This is a genomic window from Sphingomonas sp. H160509, assembly GCF_024124765.2.
In the GTDB taxonomy this organism is placed as follows: domain Bacteria; phylum Pseudomonadota; class Alphaproteobacteria; order Sphingomonadales; family Sphingomonadaceae; genus Sphingomonas.
Genome location: NZ_JAMXSR020000001.1, coordinates 288,701 through 303,504, shown reverse-complemented (window position 1 = coordinate 303,504; position 14,804 = coordinate 288,701). Strand labels below are relative to the sequence as shown.

Below are 14,804 nucleotides of genomic sequence, written 5' to 3'. Positions count from 1 at the left end.
GGCCCAGCTACGGTCGGCGAGCATACGCGAGAGATCTTGCGGGAAGCGGGCGTGAGCGAGGACGGTATTTTGGCCCTGGAAACGGATGGCGTCATCGCCTCCGCGGGTGCCTGACGTGCGCGCCTACGTCGCGAGCGCCCAGGGACTGCAGCTGATCGACCGGCTATTACCAGATGTGTCGTCCGATACCGTAGTCGCACGCGTCCACGCCAGCGCGCTCAACCGCATCGATCTCAAGATGGCCAAAGGCTATCGTCACGGCGCAAGCGGCGGTACGGGGGCAACGATGGGCATCGAATGGGCGGGCGAAATCGTCGCTGTCGGGACTCGCGTAACGGGCTATGCCGTGGGCGATCGCGTGGCCGGGATGGGCGCGGGCGCCTTCGCCGATCATGTTGCCGCACGGCCAATCCAGCTGTTCGCGCTGCCGCCGGAGATGTCCTTCGAGCAGGCCGTTTGCTTTCCCGTCGCGCTGCGCACGATGTACGAGGCGCTCGTCATGTCGGGCGGCTTGCAGCGCGGGCAGACGGTGCTGGTGCAAGGCGCGAGTAGTGCGGTCGGCCTGGTCGGGATGCAGATCGCCAAGGCACTCGGTGCTGCGTTAGTGATCGGCACGTCTACACAGGATGTACGCGTCGCTCGCCTGGGCGACTACGGCGCCGATCTGGCGCTCAATTCTCGCGACGAAACGTGGGTGGAAGACACGCTCGCAGCGACCGCGCAGGCCGGCGTCGATCTAGTGATTGACCAAGTGTCCGGTTCGCTACTCAACCAAACGCTGCGCGCCACGCGAATACTAGGCCGGATCGTCAATGTCGGACGCTTAGGCACCAATATGCAGCCGTTCGACGCTGAGATGCACGCTATGCGCCGGATTTCGCTAATCGGCACCACCTTCAGCTCGCGAACGCACGAGGAATTCGCCGCGGTGACGCGTGGCATGCTTGCCGATCTTTACCCCACGCTCGCCGCCGGCGTGTTCCGCATGCCGATCGCCGAGCGCTTCGCGTTCGAAGACTTGCCAGCGGCAATGGAAGAGATGTCGGACAATCGCCATTTCGGGAAAATCGTATTGAAACACTGATTTGCTAGAAGACTCAGGGCTACGCGGCTAGCCCTAAAGAAATCCGACGTGCGCCGTCGGCAAGGCGCGGGCCGTAAGCCGCCGCCATTCCGTCATCCAGTCGTTCAGAAGGTGCTGAAATCGTCATAGCGGCGATCGGGCGGCCCGTGGGATCAGTGATCGCCGCGCCCACCGCATGCACGTCCGGGCGATTTCCGCCGAACGTGATGGCATAGCCGCGCGCGCGCGTCGCCTCGATTTCGGCACGAAACGCAACAGGATCGACAATCGTTTTACGCGTGATCGCTCGCATCGGCCGGTCGAGATAGGTGTCGAGTTCCTCCGCGTTGAGCCGCGCCAGCACGGCCCGACCAGAGGCGGTGGCATGCAGCGTGCTGATCGCGCCGTATGGGAAGAAATAGCGGACCGGTTTGATCCCATCCAGCCGCTCAATTAAAATCAGCAGGCGATCGAATCGGAAATTGAGATGCACCGTCTCCTCGCTGTAGCGGCGGAGTTCGTCCATCACCGGGATGGCGATGCCGCGCAGCGTTTCTAGCGCGCTATTGGCCCGCCCCGCCGCGATCAGCGCGCGAAGTGACAGCGTCCAGCGGCCGCGATCGTCTGATGCCGGCTCGATCCATCCGGTTTTGTGCAGCGCGCCCAATGCGCGCTGCGCGGTGGATTTCGGGATGCCTGCGAGCTTCGCCAATTCGGTGACACCGGCCGGCTGATGCTGGCCTAACAGCTCAACGATCTGGAAGGCGAGTTCAACGGGTCTCAACTATCGCGTCTCTCAAATGAGTTGGCCGCGATCATGCGACGAGATGCGTCGTTGCCGCATCAGCTCGGGCTATGCAACGCAAAGCAGTCGTGATCTTTCGGCGGAACGATCGTCCGCTCAAGCCGCGTGAATGCTCGAAGGCGAGCAGTCCGCTTGCACCAACATCGGCCGCTCGTCTCCCCCGTCTTAGCGCCTGAACGAACGGGTTCTTATCCAACAAGGAATCCATCGCGGACCAACAGGTATACACTCTACTCAGCTCTCACGCCCCCCGCCCAGCTGAATGAACGAACGTCCGCTTACGCCGATCGCTTCCCCCAAAGCGGCCGGGCCGCTTTCCTGAAGAGTTTCGGATGCCGGCAGGCGTACGAAAGTCTTGGAAGCCCGAACCCGCGGGCCGCAGGCGATGCGCTATGGGGTTTTCGGTTTCCGGCCGGTCTTGGTGACCAGCGCCACGGCAGATGTAGGCGCGGGCTTGAAAGCAGACCGCCCGAATCCGGTTGAACATGATGGGTTCGCCAGCGCGGACAGCGCGGCTTTGCTCGGTGTGGCCGCCCCTCTGATGGCTATCGGCGCAGGTAACATCGTCTCCGCAAGTACGAGCCCTGCGAGATAGATAACTCCTTGGCCGTGCCGGGTCACGACGCCTGTATCCCGGATAACGGCGCAGGAGCCGGTGGAGCGCGGGCCTGGCGCTGGCGAAGGAAGGTCTCGATGACCACCATACGCCCGCCGCAACACGGGCATGGCGGCCGGATGTCGTCTGGTTCGGCTCGTGCGTCGGACGCCGCGGGCGGTGCGACCCCGAGCAGTTCGCGGGCTCGTTCGAGATGCGCCTTGCGGGTGGCGCCTGCGAGCAGGCCATAGTGGCGGATGCGGTGGAAGCCCTTCGGCAGGACGTGGAGCAGGAAGCGGCGGATGAACTCGTCGGCGGTCAGCGTCATAACCTGCTGGCGGTCGGCGCCACCCCGGCGATAATCTTTATAGCGGAAGGTAACGCCGGTCTGGTCGAAGCGCAGGATCCGGCTGTTCGAAATCGCAACGCGGTGCGTCTAGCGCGACAGATAGGCGAGCACCGTCTCGGGGCCGGCAAACGGCGACTTGGCGTAGACGACCCAGCGCTTCTTCCTGACCGGGGACAGGTGCCGCAGGAATGCACGCCGGTCGGCGAGGTGCGCGAGCCTGCCGTAGAACGCGAGGCGCCCAGTTTCGTGCAGCGACATCAGCCGGGTCAGGAACAGGCGACGAAACAGCTTACCCAGGACGCGTACCGGCAGGAGGAACGCGGGTCGTGATGACACCCAGCGACTACCGTCGGGCGAAAGTCCGCCGCCTGGGACAATCATGTGGATGTGCGGATGGTAGGTCATTGCCGAACCCCAGGTGTGGAGCACCGCGGTAATGCCGATGCGCGCATCCAGATGCTTCGGGTCGGCGGCGATGGTCGTCATCGTCTCTGACGCCGCCTGGAACAGCAGGCCGTAGACCGCCGCTTTGTTCTGCCACGCGACATCGGCAACCTCGGTGGGCAGCGTGAAGACGACATGGAAGTAGCCGACCGGCAGAAGGTCGGCCTCGCGCTCGGCGAGCCACGTGCGTGCCGCTGCGCCCTGGCACCGCGGGCAGTGCCGGTTCCGGCAGGAATTGTAGGCAACCCGCCAGTGCCCGCAGTCGGTGCAGGCTTCGACGTGACCGCCTATGACGGCGGTGCGGCAGGTCTCTATCGCTGACATCACCTTGAGCTGGTCGAGGCTCAGGTGTCCGGCGCGGGCGGCCCGGTACGTAGAACCAGCGGTGCGAAAGATGTCGGCGACCTCGACAGAGGCACGCATCGTCGCTCAGCCGCTGGGCGCTCTCGCTTCCATAGCGGTCATCGCCAGCCTGTCGAACGGACTGGTCACGTTGCGCAGCACCCGGGTGGCGACCTGCGTGTAATAGGCGGTGGTCTCCAGCTTGGCGTGCCCTAGCAGCGTCTGAATGATGCGAACGTCGATTCCGTCCTCGAGCAGGTGCGTGGCGAAACAGTGCCGCAACGTGTGCGGTCCGACCCGCTTGTCGATGCCCGCTGCTTGCCCCGCCTCGACCACCACCCAGTAGATCTGCCGCGTGCTGAGCGGCTTGAGATAGTGCTGACCGGGAAACAGCCACCCGTCGACGTGCAATACGCCCTCACGCCGACCCACTCGCCACCACTCCCGCAGCAACGCCAACAGCCCGACCGGGAGCATGGCGTTGCGATACCGCCCGCCCCCTTCGACAAGCTCAGGACAGGCTTGCCGCGCTCGACCCGCAGCAGCATGCGCTCGCTGTCGACGTCGCGCACTTTGAGGGCGGCGACCTCGGCCGCACGCAGTCCGGCGCCATAGGCGACCGACAACGCCGCCTGATGTTTAAGGCATGTGGTTGCCGTCAACAGCCGCGCCACCTCGTCCTGGCTCAGGACCACCAGCAACTTGCGCACGTGCCGCATGCGGACCAGCTTACGGGCAAGATCCGGCCGGTCGAGCGTCTGGATGAAGAAGAATCGCAGTGCCGATACGATAGCATTCATGGTCGGCGCAGGCACGCCCAGGTCACACTGCTCGATCTGGAAGCGCCGAACCTCCTCCGCCGTTGCTGTGTCGGGCGAGCGCCCGAGGAACGTCGCGAACCGCCCGACGTCGCGAATGTAGTTCCGATGCGTCTCAGGACCGAAGCGGCGTATGTCCATCTCGTCAATGAGACGTTGGCGTAACGGGCTGACGGCAACAACGGGTATGAGGATGGTCATGGCAGGGCTCCTTTCGTGGAACCCCGATGCTCTGCCTGCTTCCCGTAGCGCTCAACCGATGCGCTACACCCGCGATGTCAATTCAACCGCGCCCCGCACGACCCTCCCGCGCAGCGGGTTCGTGCTTCCACCATTTTTACCGTAAATGTGTACGGTTCGCATGCACCGTGATGGCGCCGTTTACTCCTTGAATTTGGGCGTTCCTGCCGCTTTGGGATCTGCCGCCAGAACGCGGTGCGGTTCTCCTTGGAGAAGCGTCATCCGCCTGCAGACAGCGGGCATTTTAGCCGAATGACCTCAGCCAATCCGCCGTAAATGCCCCTGCCGCCCCCGCGACGTTTATGATAAAGGGCGGCATGCTCAAGACAAGAATGAAGCGGGTCGCCGATCGCGGCGATGACGCGGTGCGACGGCTTGCCGAGATCGAAGCCTCGATCGCGAACCTCTCCAACGAGGATCTGCTCGATTTAGCTGACATCTTTAAAGCCGAGCCCCGCCCGCTCATCGGGGATATGGCGTTCGCGGAAATGGCGCGGCGGAATATCAGTCTCTGAGGGCCCGTCGGGAACGGAGTAGCAGAATCCTGTGCCCCACCGAGGCGCATCGGTTACGCGGAGGATCTCCCGCAACCTTACATGATCATAATAAGGCGACGACGCAGCGATGGTAGCGATTGGCACCCGGATCAATGAGATAGGCACTCTGGTCCGGGATGGCGGGGCCTTCTATCTTCGCCGCGATGTCGGTGGCCGCTACGAGCTGGAATTGCATCGAACGCCCGTAGATCTGGTAGAGAAGCGCGTCCGGCTCATCGGCACATTGGTTGGCCCGGATCTGGTGAACGCTGACGGCGTTGCGCCAGCTTAGTTGGCTGGACATTTGTCCCGTGCAGTCGTCAGCCACTGGCCGCGATTCTGATCCAACCTGACTCATTGGCGTTGCGCACAAACCACGAGCGGGCATCATCCATGGCATGGAACAGCGGATCATTCATGCCTGCGGTCATGAGCAGGCTCATCATCTCACCGGCTATGACAGCCAGCAGGAACGAAAGGCCAAGTGGCTGAAGACGACTACCTGTCGTGACTGCTTCGTTGCGGAGAAGCGGGCTGAGGAGGTTGCCGCAGCAGCGTTAAGCAGCGCCGCTGTCTCACACCTTGTTCTTCCGCCGTTGACTGGGACTGATCGGCAAATCAGCTGGGCGTCGACGGTCAGGAACAAGTGGCTTGCAGCGCTAACCAACTCAAACAGCGACGCCGACTGTAACGCATGCCTTCAGATCACTGATGCCAAATGGTGGATCGATTGCCGCGATATAGGTGACGTTGATCTGGTGGCAGCCGCGAACCGAGCGTCAAACATGCAATGCGTGCCGACGCTCATTCCATCGACTACAAATCCCACGATCGCCCTCTGAAGGCATAGGCCGACCTCGCGATCCACGCCGGTAAGCAAGACGCCTATGTGTGCAAGCAGGGTTTAGAACTTCAGAATGAGGTGTTCAAACTCGCTGTTACCGACCCTGTTTGAACGGGATTTGTGTTCAAATCACATGCTCACTCAGGGTATACCCTTTTTGACAGCCACAGCGTTCTCGAGCTTCGTCTGCCAATCGTGGTTTATTGAGGGAACGGTTTTTTGGAAAATAGAAATCCCCGTTCGCACCGTTACGCCGATAGTTGCCCAGCGCGACACATCATTCCTGGATGATGGTTTGTGAGGAGGCTAAGTTGCAAGTTTCGTCGCACCATCGAAATGGCCTTAGCCGCCCTGTCAAGATTGATGCACCGCCGCCGTCGCGACATCACGCAATAACAGCCAGCGAACTGCTGCTAGAATGCGTGGCGCATGCCGATCGCCACACTCCGACCTCGCAACGGTGACTGGTCTTTGACGAACGATGTGTGAACGAATGCAAGCTGGTTGAGCAGGTTCGTGCCTCGCATGTAGACCTCGACCGTTTTGGTCTGCCCGATATCGAAGCGGTAGCTCAACGTAGCGTTCAACATGTCATAACCCGGCGTTCGGGTTTCATAGGACGCGACCTTGTCCTGCTCAAACGTGTGATAATACTCCACATCACCGGACAGAGGCCCCGCCGCATACCCGTAACGCGCACCGAGGCGTCCTGGCGAGATGCGGGGCAGATTATCGTCATTGTTCTTGATATTGGTATCGACATAGTCACCGAATACGGTGACTTGTGATGCCGTATCGAGCCGGAAGCTGACCTGTCCGTCTATTCCGCTGAATTCTACGTCGGCAGCGTTGTAGGCGAGCATGTTGGCGCGCACGCCGTTCTGGGAGTTGCTCTGAATGAAGCGAGCAAAAACGTAGTCGCTTATATTCTGATAGAACAGGCCGACCTCAAACTCAAGTGAGCCGCCGGCCTTCCGAAAGGTCAAGTTGACCGCGTTCGTCTTCTCCATCAAGTCAGGCATGCTTGGCGCGAAGTCGATCGGAAAGTCTTCAAAGAGGAAATCGGCCGGTGATTGCGTCAGCCCGAGTTCGAAGCTGTTCGTCGCCAAATTTACGCCGTTGGCGAAAAGCTCCCGCACACTAGGGTCAGGACTCGTTGATCAAAGCCAGAAGATGACAGTGGCAGCGAGGGCGATGGCGGACAAGAAGACCGTCGGACACCTGTCGTAGCGGGTCGCAACGCGGCGCCAGTCCTTCAGCCGTCCGAACATGATCTCGATACGGCTACGGCGCCTGTAGCGGCGTTTGTCGTATTTGATGGGCTCGAGCCGAGACTTCCGACCTGGGATGCATGGCTGGATGCCCTTGGCCTGCAAGGCATCCCTGAACCAGTCGGCGTCGTAACCGCGGTCGCCGAGCAGCCATTGCGCCTTGGGCAGATCGTCGAGCAATGCGGCCGCACCGGTGTAGTCGCTGACCTGTCCGGCGGTCATGAAGAAGCTGAGCGGACGGCCGTTTGCGTCGGTCACGGCATGGAGCTTCGTGTTCATGCCACCTTTGGTGCGACCAATCAGGCGCCCGAGATCCCCTTTTTAACCCGCAGGCTCGATGCCGTGCGGTGCGCCTTCAGATACGTCGCGTCGATCATGACGGTCTTTGGGTCGGCATCAGCGGCAGCCAGACCTTCCATCATGCGGAGGAACACACCCATCTCACCCCACCGTTTCCAGCGATTGTAGAGCGTCTTGTGCGGGCCGTAGTCGCTGGGCGCATCACGCCAGCGCAGCCCATTGCGGTTCACGAAAACGATGCCGCTCAACACCCGCCGGTCGTCAACTCGCGGCTTGCCATGGCTCTTTGGGAAATATGGCCGCAGGCGTGCCATCTGCTCGTCCGTTAGCCAGTACAGGTCGCTCATCCTCAGTCTCCTCACGGAGCCTGAATCAGATCGCGCCTCTCACATCAATGGGTCCTGACCCTAGTCCGCACAGCCTGGCGACTGACGGAGTCACAAAAACCCCTCTCCAGCGTGTTCGCGAAACCGCTCATGATCGCGCACATACTCTGCCACCATGTCGATCGAGGCATGCCGGCTATGCTCACGCATCTTGAACAGATTGGCATTTTGCCGCCCCGCCTCGGTCAGGAACCCAGCCCGCAGCGAGTGGCCGGAGAATAAGGCCTCCGGATAGCCCGCGGATCGGGCAGCGGCTTTCACGACAAGCGCCACACCCTGCGCGCTCATCGGCTGCTCGGTGAGCCGCCCTTGCGGCGTCAGCTTGCGAAACACCGGACCGCTGTCGATCGCGGCTTTCTCAAGCCAGGCGCGATAATGCCGGACGGGCTCGAGGCGCCGACCATCGGGGATGGCGACACTATGCCCCCTGCCCTCCTGGTCGGTCTTCGACGTTGGAACGCGGACCAGCAACCCGCGCGTATCGTCCGACACCCGACCGACGGTAATCGCTACTAGCTCGGAACGACGAAACGCGCCCGCCATCCCGATCGCCAACAGGGCCCGATCACGATACGACCGGAGATCCTCGCCATCGATCGTCCGCAGCATGTCACGCAACACGTCACCATCCGCAGGGCGCTTCTTACCTGACGGATCATCGCGCTTGTCGCGCCGGATGGCACGCATGGCTTTTTCCAGCCGCGCGCCGTCTGGCTGTTGCGTCGGCGGGTCGAACCCTGCGGCGCGGTGCGCAAAGACGATTGCCGAGAGCCGTCGACCGATCGTCGAACGCCCTAACGGCTTGGCCAACGCCTCGCGCCCTCCCCGCGCCCGATGCGGCGTCCGTGGGGCGAACCCGCGCTCGGCGAGCAAGGTCAGGAATGCAGCAACGATCGCTGGCGTCGCGGGCAGCGATTGATATCCGCTTTCCTCGCACCAGGCGCAAAAGAGCCGCCAGTCGGATTGGTAGGCGCGCAACGTCGCTTCCGCTGACGCGCGAGCGACATAGCCATCGACCCGCTCGCGATCATCCGGTGCGAGATCGGGTAGGTATGCGGCGAGGGCGCTGACCTGATCGGTCACGACGAGGTCGCCAGCCGGGCTCATGCCAGTTTCGGCATCGTGTGACACGTTGGTTCGCTCGATCATCGAAATAGCCCAGATGCCACGTTTTGCGGCACCGGTTGGGTACGCGAACGTTCAAATATAAGCCAGCGTGTTTCTAGCGGGAATGGGGTTTATCGCTAGAATGGTTTCCCTATTCCTTCGGACTTACACCCTCATTCCAGTTCTCCCGAGTCAACCGGTCTTCCAGCCTTCCCGTATCTTGACGGTTATTCCTCTTATGCCTATTTCATTGATATCGGCTTTAAGCCGGTCGTGCTTTCACCAAGATCCGCATGTGCAGGCTAAGCCCGCACGCGCGATCGAGCCCCCCGCGTACCGGCAGCCGCCTGCATGCAATCGAGATCCCGCCGCGCAGGTAGCAGCCTGCAACGCATCCAGCACAGGAACACCCGCTCATGGCGACGAGCATGGAAATCGTACCCTCGGGCGAATTGCAAAAGCAGTTCGGCCGCTATTCCGACGAGGCAATGATCCGCCCGGTCGGCGTTAGTCGGAACGGCCGCGTGCGCTTCGTCATGGTCCCCGTCGATGAATATGAGCGCCTGCGCCGTCGTGAACGCGTTGCAGGTCGCGTGGAGGATCTTGATGACGAAACCCTCGAAGCCATCCGCGGCGTCGAACCCGGCCGCGGCGCCCAAGACGCCGAAAAAAGGCTCAACGCTGCCGCAGCCTGGTGAAGTCCTCAACTACAGCTACCTGTGGGAATACGAGTACGTTAAAGGCCAGGATGAAGGTATAAAGGACCGGCCCGTCGCCGTCGTTCTGGTGACCCGTCAGAAGGATGGGATCGATCAGGTTCACGTCGTGCCGCTGACCACCAAGGCCCCTACCCGCGATCAGTTGGCGATCGAAGTGCCCGACGCCGTCCGGCGTGATCTTGGCCTGTCTGGCGAGCGATCGTGGATTATTATCACCGAATGGAACCGCTTTGCGTGGCCGGGCTACGACATCCGTCCAATCGCGGGTCGGGAGCCAGCGGTGAGCTATGGCTATTTGCCGGCCAGCTTCTTCCGGCGCGTCCGAGACGCGGTTGTGGCGGCTGGCATAGGCCGCCCCATAAATCGCGACTGACGGACAATCTTTCGCCAACCTTGAAACTCGGAAAATTTCAGCGGGGGGCCCGCAGTGTCTGGCAGCGCTGGTCGAGTTCACGTCTGACGTCGTCGTCCAAGGCTTTGCGAACACGCGGCAAGCCATCAGCGCGCAGCCGTCCCTCGATGGAGCGCCAACCGCGGTAGAGGCCACTCTCGGCCATCTCGCGTGCCAGCTGCAGGATATCGGAACGGGCGTCACTCAACTGGGGGTCCTTTGTGCACCTTGCTCATGGTAACATTGCAAGGTTGTCGCGAGGCAAGGCGGTTTGCACGGCCACGAAATTCTTGAGCGCATGCGCGATCAGTTCCTACCGCGGCGTAGTCAGTGCCTTGCAGGCCCCAATGCGCGAAGCCGCGGCGCGGCAGTGAAATCCACGGCGACTCAACATGAGTGACCCGCAGACTGGCCTACGCAGACGCTTGACGGATCAGGCTTCGCCCGTGACGACATGGCATGGCGTCCGCGACAACCCCCAATGCGCACAACTTGGCCGCGCTCGGCTCCGAACGTCTGGCAGAGCTCCTGCTCGAGATGACCGCTGGCAATGCCGCGGCCAAACGTCGATTGCGACTGGAATTGGCAAGCCACAACGGTGGCGACGTCACAGGTGAGATTCGTAAGCGGCTCGTCTCGATCGCGCGATCGCGCTCCTATGTGGACTGGCGCAAGGCCAAGGAGCTTGGCCAAGACCTCGACACGCAGCGCGAGGCGATCGTCACGCATGTCGCGCCAGCAAATCCTGCCGAAGCCTTTGACCTGTTATGGCGGCTGCTGGAGATGGCGCCATCGATCTATGAGCGATGCGACGACAGCAACGGCATGATTGGCAGCATCATCGCCACCGCCCGTGACGATCTCGGCGATGTCGCCGATCGGGCTGGCCAGCCCACAGATGCGCTGGTCGACCGCGTGTTCGCGGCGGTTTGTGCAAACGACTATGGCCAGTTCGACGGCCTGATCGGTACGACGGCACCGGCGCTCGGGTCTGACGGACTGACAAGGCTCAAGGTCAAGTTCGAGCAAATGTCATCCACCACTCCCAGAGCGGCTGAAGGCGGAAAGCGACAGGCAATCGGGCTGAGCACGAACCGTTCGATCCACACGGACGATTACGAGCGGAGCCATCAGGAGCGCTTTGTCCGCTCGGCACTGGTCGAGATCGCCGATGCACTCGGGGACGTCGACGGGTTCGTGGAGCGCTACTCGGACGAAGAACGCACAAACCCCATGATAGCGGCGGCCATCGCCGAGCGGATGCTGGCAGTTGGTCGCGCCGACGAAGCGCTGGCCGCGCTCGACCAGGCGGATGAGACGTATCGTCGCGGTGGTTACTGGCCCAACTGGCAGCGGGTACGCATCGACGTGCTCGATGCCCTTGGTCGATCCGATGACGCCCAGAGCGAACGCTGGCAGGCGTTCGAGCGCGGTCTCGATGCCGGTTATCTGCGAGCGTATCTGAAGCGACTACCGGATTTCGATGACATCGATGCCGAGGAGCGAGCAATCCGCTTCGCTTCTGATTATCCCGGCTTCCATCAGGCGCTTGCCTTTCTGATCGACTGGCCGGCGCTTGACCGCGCGGCCCGTATGATCATCGCCCGGACCGACGAACTCGACGGCGATCATTACGGCCTCCTGACCCCGGCCGCTGACGCGCTGGAGCAGCGCTATCCGCTCGCGGCCACGCTCGTGCTGCGCGCGATGATCGACTTGTCGCTCGATGCCGCCAAGTACAAACGCTATGGTCATGCCGCCCGGCATCTCCGCACCTGCGAACACCTTGCCGGCCGGATCGAGGACTTCGCCGGGCATCTTAATCACGCCGATTATATAGCCGACCTCAAACAGCGTCATGGCCGCAAAAGCGGCTTTTGGGATGCATGAGCATGGGACCGCATTCCGTAAGGTCGACCCATTTCCAGACACTCGCGGCCGCCAGCGCCCTCCCCACCTTCGGACGTTCGTTCAGCCTGAGCACGGAACGTTGTTGCCTTCCCGTTCGGTGAGTCAAAGGTGTATTATCGCCGTTCAGAGAAAGGCTGCCGTCTAATGGTACGATATTCATCGCTATTAGGCGTCGCGCTGCTCGCGCTCGCGCCTACCCGAGCGGGCGCGGATATGACGGCGACTTACCAGCGGCCCGGTGCGGTAAGCACAGCAGGCGTGCTCACCATAGAGGTCGCGTCAAACGGCGACGTTCGAGCCGGGAACGACGATCGCGGCTACTATCTCTGGAAAAACGGCAAAGGATACGAGGTCAGACCCGGGCCGGGCGGCCCGACGGTGATCCGGACGGCGGACACTGCTGCGGCTCGCGCGGGCATACGTCCCGCGTCGGAGATTTTGCAACCCTGGCTGCCGGTCGACACAGTGTCGATCAACGGCCGGAAGGGCACCCGCTACTTCATCAGCGGCGTTAGCCACAATGCCGGTGCCATGCCGCTGGTCATCAGCCGCGATCCTTCGCTGGCAATGCTCGCGGCCGGCCACCGGCGCCTCGCAGCAATGCAGCAGAGCAGCTTCCCGGGCGCCGACAGTCCGGAGCGCGTCAGCTTCCGCCACGTGATCGCGCAGGGTGCTCCGATCGACCTCCTTGGCTCTCAACTGGTTTCGATCAGCACCGCCGCCATCCCATCGACGCGCTTCCGCGTTCCGGCCGCCCCTGTGGCCGCCGCTCTCGTGCGCGAGCATCAAACGGCAGTGCGCGCAGCGACGAACCCTGCGGCCCCAACTCCGGAGAATATGCTGCGCGGACAGGACCGCTTCATCAAGCGAGCGGTCTGGGACTCTGATCGCCTGTGGCTGCTTACCGAGCGCGGCACACTGTCGAGCGTAGCACCGGGAGAGATCAACCGCCGCACTGAGACGACGCCCGGGCTGGCGGCCGACATCTGCGTCGCGGGCGCCGCACTGGTCATCGTCGGCGTGGATGGCCAGATGTCCCGCCTCGAGGATCGTTCCTGGCACGCGATGCAACGCTTGGACCTAAACGGGGAAGCGGTTCAGGCTCTGAGCTGCACCGACCAACGTGTGATTGCGGTTAGCCGGAACCGCCTCGTGGTCAGCGCGGGCGGGCGGCAACGCACCGTCCCCCTCTCGGTGCCGCTCACCGGTCCCATCGTACGAACGGCGCCCTTCGATACCGGCACGACCCTGTTGCTGGGGCTCGCGAAGGGAGAGTGGGGTGGCGGCCTCGAGCGCATCGATACAAATACAGGCGCGGTCAGTGAAGTCCCCGGACTTGGCGGCCCGATCAACGGCGTGGGACCCGAACCTGGCCACCCGGGCTGCGTCGTTGCCACCGTCGGCCTAGTTCACTTCTTTCCAAGCGGACAGGTGGTCGAGGCGTGCGGCGACAAGGTCCGACGCCTCTACTACAAACCGTACACAATGCAGAAGAGCTGGCCTGCCGATCCACCGAAATTGCCTTTTGAGACAGTTCCCTTCTACGCACTGACGGCCGCCGCCGATGGCTTGTGGGTAGCGGGTGGAGACGGGCTCTACACGATCACGGCCGGCCGCCCGATCACTTTCAAAATCATGCCACCGTTCGAGCAAATCGACGGAGTGGATATTAGCTTTGCCGTACCCGGGCTGGCGCTCGTGCGCACTGACATCGACGCTCATGTCTCGCTTGGCGGCGGTGCTCCCCTCCTCGTCGCCCGCTGAATCACCGCTTCTGAGAACTGGACCCAGTTGCAGGCGTTCGCGTGCCCTCTCGCGCTTACCAACTTCAGACGCTCATTCATATTCGGGCTACCACGCTTTTGGTGCCTGACGACCCGCCGTGAACGCCGTGACTAGAGAAAAGCGGATCGTCCGCTGGCGCGAGACGGGAAGGCGATAGCCGACATTGTCCGATGCTGTCGTCTTAGCGAAGAGGATCTCAATCGGGACGGATCGCATAATTCCAATTAATCTATTCGGCGGCTTCTCGTAATTCGTCGATCTTAGCAATGACGGCTTCGATGCTATCGAGCGCCTTCCCTGAAAGTGTTAGCGGATCGTCAAGATTACCGTCGCCATCGCCAACAATAAAGCCGATTTGAGTAAGGTGTATGAGCCAACGGGATAGGACACTGGGCGGTATCTCATTCCGATCGCTGACGGCGCGCGCGGTAAGACGGTGACCGTTGGCGTCGGCGACAAACAGTTCTAGGAGCAGATCCCATCCTGGTTCGGCGAACAACTCGCGCGGCAGTATCTCGGATCGTATGCGTCGAAACTTCAGTATAGCGCCCGCTGTTGCAGCCGCACGGTCCCTCGCCTCCACGTCGTTCTCCTGGCTTCCAAATTCCTTATGCCCAGCAGACCAGCCAGAAATCAACTTAGTCGTCAGGCTGTCCGTAGTGCTCAAAAAACTGCACCCGTGCCGCATCAAGGGTCGCGGCAAGAACGAAGTTTCCCTCATGATCAGCAAACGCAATCAGAGCATCCAAGCTCCGCGCTAACGCCTGTAAATCAGTCATTGGAGCCATTTCTTGCATTCGGGATCTCCGCATCCGACCGCGCAGGCAAAGTGGCGTACTCTGACGCCCATATTCAGGTGCAGCGCTTTTACATTGGGCCAGTAGCCAGCGCCAAATCG

The 14,804-nt window shown here is 62.0% G+C and carries 14 protein-coding genes and 2 pseudogenes; 7 read left to right on the top strand and 9 right to left on the bottom strand.

Features of this window, described 5'->3' with window-relative positions:
• Positions 1-85 precede the first annotated feature (85 nt).
• Positions 86-1,084, top strand: coding sequence for a quinone oxidoreductase family protein (locus NHF48_RS01595; protein WP_263816603.1), 999 nt, complete (start codon positions 86-88; stop codon positions 1,082-1,084).
• A 19-nt stretch (positions 1,085-1,103) separates the two neighbouring features.
• On the opposite strand, the gene NHF48_RS01590 is transcribed toward NHF48_RS01595, so the two are convergent.
• From NHF48_RS01590 to NHF48_RS01580, 3 genes and pseudogenes are all read right to left on the bottom strand, one after another.
• On the bottom strand, positions 1,104-1,847 hold the full coding sequence (locus tag NHF48_RS01590) for an IclR family transcriptional regulator (protein WP_263816601.1): 744 nt from the start codon (positions 1,845-1,847) through the stop codon (positions 1,104-1,106).
• A 638-nt stretch (positions 1,848-2,485) separates the two neighbouring features.
• A pseudogene (locus NHF48_RS01585) lies at positions 2,486-3,679 on the bottom strand (IS91 family transposase).
• Between the two features lie 6 nt (positions 3,680-3,685).
• A pseudogene (locus NHF48_RS01580) lies at positions 3,686-4,617 on the bottom strand (tyrosine-type recombinase/integrase).
• A 371-nt stretch (positions 4,618-4,988) separates the two neighbouring features.
• On the opposite strand from NHF48_RS01580, the gene NHF48_RS01575 reads away from it, so the two are divergent.
• Positions 4,989-5,171 carry a hypothetical protein gene (locus NHF48_RS01575; RefSeq protein ID WP_253069828.1) on the top strand — a complete coding sequence of 61 codons (183 nt, stop codon included), beginning with the start codon at positions 4,989-4,991 and terminating at the stop codon, positions 5,169-5,171.
• Positions 5,172-5,256: 85 nt separating this feature from the next.
• Here the strand turns inward: NHF48_RS01575 and NHF48_RS25680 are convergent, their stop codons facing one another.
• A complete protein-coding gene (locus NHF48_RS25680; protein ID WP_446741096.1) occupies positions 5,257-5,520 on the bottom strand; it encodes a hypothetical protein in 264 nt (87 codons plus the stop codon).
• Positions 5,521-5,590: 70 nt separating this feature from the next.
• Between NHF48_RS25680 and NHF48_RS01565 the strand changes: the two genes are divergently transcribed.
• Positions 5,591-6,034: a hypothetical protein gene (locus NHF48_RS01565; RefSeq protein ID WP_253069827.1), complete on the top strand. Its 444-nt coding sequence runs from the start codon at positions 5,591-5,593 to the stop codon at positions 6,032-6,034.
• A 415-nt stretch (positions 6,035-6,449) separates the two neighbouring features.
• Here NHF48_RS01565 and NHF48_RS01560 read toward each other — a convergent pair whose 3' ends face one another.
• The 3 genes from NHF48_RS01560 to NHF48_RS01550 all read right to left on the bottom strand — a co-directional run bounded on the left by NHF48_RS01560 (position 6,450) and on the right by NHF48_RS01550 (position 9,142).
• Entirely contained in the window at positions 6,450-7,175 is a 726-nt protein-coding gene (locus NHF48_RS01560; protein ID WP_253069826.1) for a TonB-dependent receptor domain-containing protein, read from the bottom strand.
• 21 nt (positions 7,176-7,196) lie between these two features.
• A protein-coding gene (locus tag NHF48_RS01555; RefSeq protein ID WP_126849408.1) for an IS5 family transposase occupies positions 7,197-7,954 on the bottom strand; the annotation gives its coding sequence in 2 pieces (ribosomal slippage) (positions 7,197-7,621 and positions 7,621-7,954; 759 coding nt in all).
• 90 nt (positions 7,955-8,044) lie between these two features.
• Entirely contained in the window at positions 8,045-9,142 is a 1,098-nt protein-coding gene (locus NHF48_RS01550) for a site-specific integrase (RefSeq protein WP_253069825.1), read from the bottom strand.
• Between the two features lie 374 nt (positions 9,143-9,516).
• Here NHF48_RS01550 and NHF48_RS01545 point away from each other — a divergent pair, with 374 nt between their 5' ends.
• Together NHF48_RS01545 and NHF48_RS01540 are read left to right on the top strand one after the other, a co-directional pair.
• Positions 9,517-9,798 carry a type II toxin-antitoxin system Phd/YefM family antitoxin gene (locus NHF48_RS01545; protein ID WP_253069824.1) on the top strand — a complete coding sequence of 94 codons (282 nt, stop codon included), beginning with the start codon at positions 9,517-9,519 and terminating at the stop codon, positions 9,796-9,798.
• A complete protein-coding gene (locus NHF48_RS01540) occupies positions 9,707-10,192 on the top strand; it encodes a hypothetical protein (RefSeq protein WP_253069823.1) in 486 nt (161 codons plus the stop codon). Before NHF48_RS01545 ends, NHF48_RS01540 begins: the two co-directional genes overlap by 92 nt.
• 37 nt (positions 10,193-10,229) lie before the next feature.
• Here NHF48_RS01540 and NHF48_RS01535 read toward each other — a convergent pair whose 3' ends face one another.
• Positions 10,230-10,418: a hypothetical protein gene (locus NHF48_RS01535; RefSeq protein ID WP_253069822.1), complete on the bottom strand. Its 189-nt coding sequence runs from the start codon at positions 10,416-10,418 to the stop codon at positions 10,230-10,232.
• A gap of 251 nt (positions 10,419-10,669) precedes the next feature.
• Between NHF48_RS01535 and NHF48_RS01530 the strand changes: the two genes are divergently transcribed.
• Positions 10,670-12,100 (top strand): DUF6880 family protein, encoded by a 1,431-nt coding sequence (locus NHF48_RS01530; protein WP_253069821.1) that lies wholly within the window; start codon positions 10,670-10,672, stop codon positions 12,098-12,100.
• 129 nt (positions 12,101-12,229) lie between these two features.
• Entirely contained in the window at positions 12,230-13,885 is a 1,656-nt protein-coding gene (locus NHF48_RS01525) for a hypothetical protein (RefSeq protein WP_253069820.1), read from the top strand.
• 250 nt (positions 13,886-14,135) lie between these two features.
• On the opposite strand, the gene NHF48_RS01520 is transcribed toward NHF48_RS01525, so the two are convergent.
• Positions 14,136-14,405 carry a hypothetical protein gene (locus tag NHF48_RS01520; RefSeq protein ID WP_263816600.1) on the bottom strand — a complete coding sequence of 90 codons (270 nt, stop codon included), beginning with the start codon at positions 14,403-14,405 and terminating at the stop codon, positions 14,136-14,138.
• Positions 14,406-14,804 lie beyond the last annotated feature (399 nt).

What these genes read in the sequence shown, in the direction of transcription:
- NHF48_RS01595 (WP_263816603.1), top strand. Translation starts at nt 86, where the DNA reads ATGGCGTCATCGCCTCCGCGGGTGCCTGACGTGCGCGCCTACGTCGCG.
- NHF48_RS01575 (WP_253069828.1), top strand. Translation starts at nt 4,989, where the DNA reads ATGAAGCGGGTCGCCGATCGCGGCGATGACGCGGTGCGACGGCTTGCC.
- NHF48_RS01565 (WP_253069827.1), top strand. Translation starts at nt 5,591, where the DNA reads ATGGAACAGCGGATCATTCATGCCTGCGGTCATGAGCAGGCTCATCAT.
- NHF48_RS01550 (WP_253069825.1), bottom strand. Translation starts at nt 9,142, where the DNA reads ATGATCGAGCGAACCAACGTGTCACACGATGCCGAAACTGGCATGAGC.
- NHF48_RS01545 (WP_253069824.1), top strand. Translation starts at nt 9,517, where the DNA reads ATGGCGACGAGCATGGAAATCGTACCCTCGGGCGAATTGCAAAAGCAG.
- NHF48_RS01540 (WP_253069823.1), top strand. Translation starts at nt 9,707, where the DNA reads ATGACGAAACCCTCGAAGCCATCCGCGGCGTCGAACCCGGCCGCGGCG.
- NHF48_RS01530 (WP_253069821.1), top strand. Translation starts at nt 10,670, where the DNA reads ATGGCGTCCGCGACAACCCCCAATGCGCACAACTTGGCCGCGCTCGGC.